Origin of the sequence: Gilliamella sp. B2838 (assembly GCF_026536185.1) — a bacterium.
In the GTDB taxonomy this organism is placed as follows: Bacteria; Pseudomonadota; Gammaproteobacteria; order Enterobacterales; family Orbaceae; genus Gilliamella.
The window spans coordinates 1-1,257 of the sequence record NZ_JAFNOO010000037.1 but is presented as its reverse complement, the minus strand read 5'-3'; the positions used below and the strand labels follow the sequence as shown (position 1 = coordinate 1,257).

Here is a 1,257-nt window from a genome sequence, read left to right as displayed (position 1 = left end):
ACATTCTTGAGTATAAAGAGAATGTTAATGAAGGAGATACCCAGAAAAGAGTTAAATATAAGAATGGTGATATTGCTGAATATGGACGGCATCCAAAAAAAGGATTGATTTGGCGAAAGTATGTAGCGTTAGATGAAGAAATTGAAATAGTTCGAATGCTTGATGAGATTAATTATGTGAAAGGTAACATTATAATTAAATATCAATTTAGTAATACTAAAAGGCGATATACAGGTCCAGCTCCTTTTGCTGGTTTTATAGGTGCTCTAGCTGAGGTCGGTTTTGAATTGACAACAACAGGTAGTTGCTTTTACGAAGCTTCTTGCTTTCCAAGTTCTGAACATGTAAACGGAAAAAGTATTGATACTTTATATAAATTCAATGTAGTTCAAGATCAGAAAATTATTAATGCAATGGAAAAATTTCATTTTACAGAAATCTTAGTTGGTAACCCTAATACCGATAAGAAAACATTTAAACCATATATTCCTCACTATGAGAAATTAATCACTCTTGGCGGACAAGATGGTCAAGATACACATAATCATCATATGCACTTTGAAAACTTTCAATACGAAATAGCCGAGGTCTATCTATAATGCAGATAAAGTCTTTATTTTATGGTTTATTATTGTTACCTATATTAGCATGTTCACATTCGTTGAACGCTTTAACTCATACTAATTTATTACCTGTGGGAACGCCTCAAATTATAAATAAAAAGCTAGTTAAGGATATTAACGATAATTGTAGAATTGACGATTATTTTTCTTATACAGAGGAAGAGCAGAAAGAGTATCATAAAAAGTGTAAATTATCGACTTTTTCTTCAACTCAGAATACTAATAATATATTTGAAGAACTACAAAAAAATAAAATTGTCTATTTATATCAATCCAATCAATTTAATATTTATTTAAAAAAAACGACCGATACGAAAAAATGCCTTGTTGAAGAAAAACAGCTTGAAGGTGAATGTGCAGTTTCCCCCGAACAGTTTATTATTACGATGTTTATCGAATCATCAAGCAAAATAATAAATCGACTTGTTGTTTATTCAAGTGAATATTATCAGAGTAGCATGTCCCAAAAGACATTAGATTTTTACATCGATAAGCAATTAAATATTTGGCTATTTGAACATTTCTTCTTCGAAGAAAGTGCAATGGCTTCTTTGTGGCAACATTACAAAATTAATACCAAAGGAAAGTTTAATTTGCTGGATGAAATAAAATGTCAGTTCGAAAATGGCGGTCT

1 protein-coding gene and 1 pseudogene are annotated in these 1,257 nt (G+C 30.4%); both read left to right on the top strand.

From position 1 onward, the window contains the following. Positions 1 to 599, top strand: a pseudogene (locus tag J3U63_RS13180) (hypothetical protein); the annotation flags it as partial. After that, positions 599 to 1,257: hypothetical protein (locus tag J3U63_RS13175; protein ID WP_267371844.1), on the top strand; the 659-nt coding region annotated here is incomplete at its 3' end. The pseudogene J3U63_RS13180 and the gene J3U63_RS13175, both read left to right, overlap by 1 nt.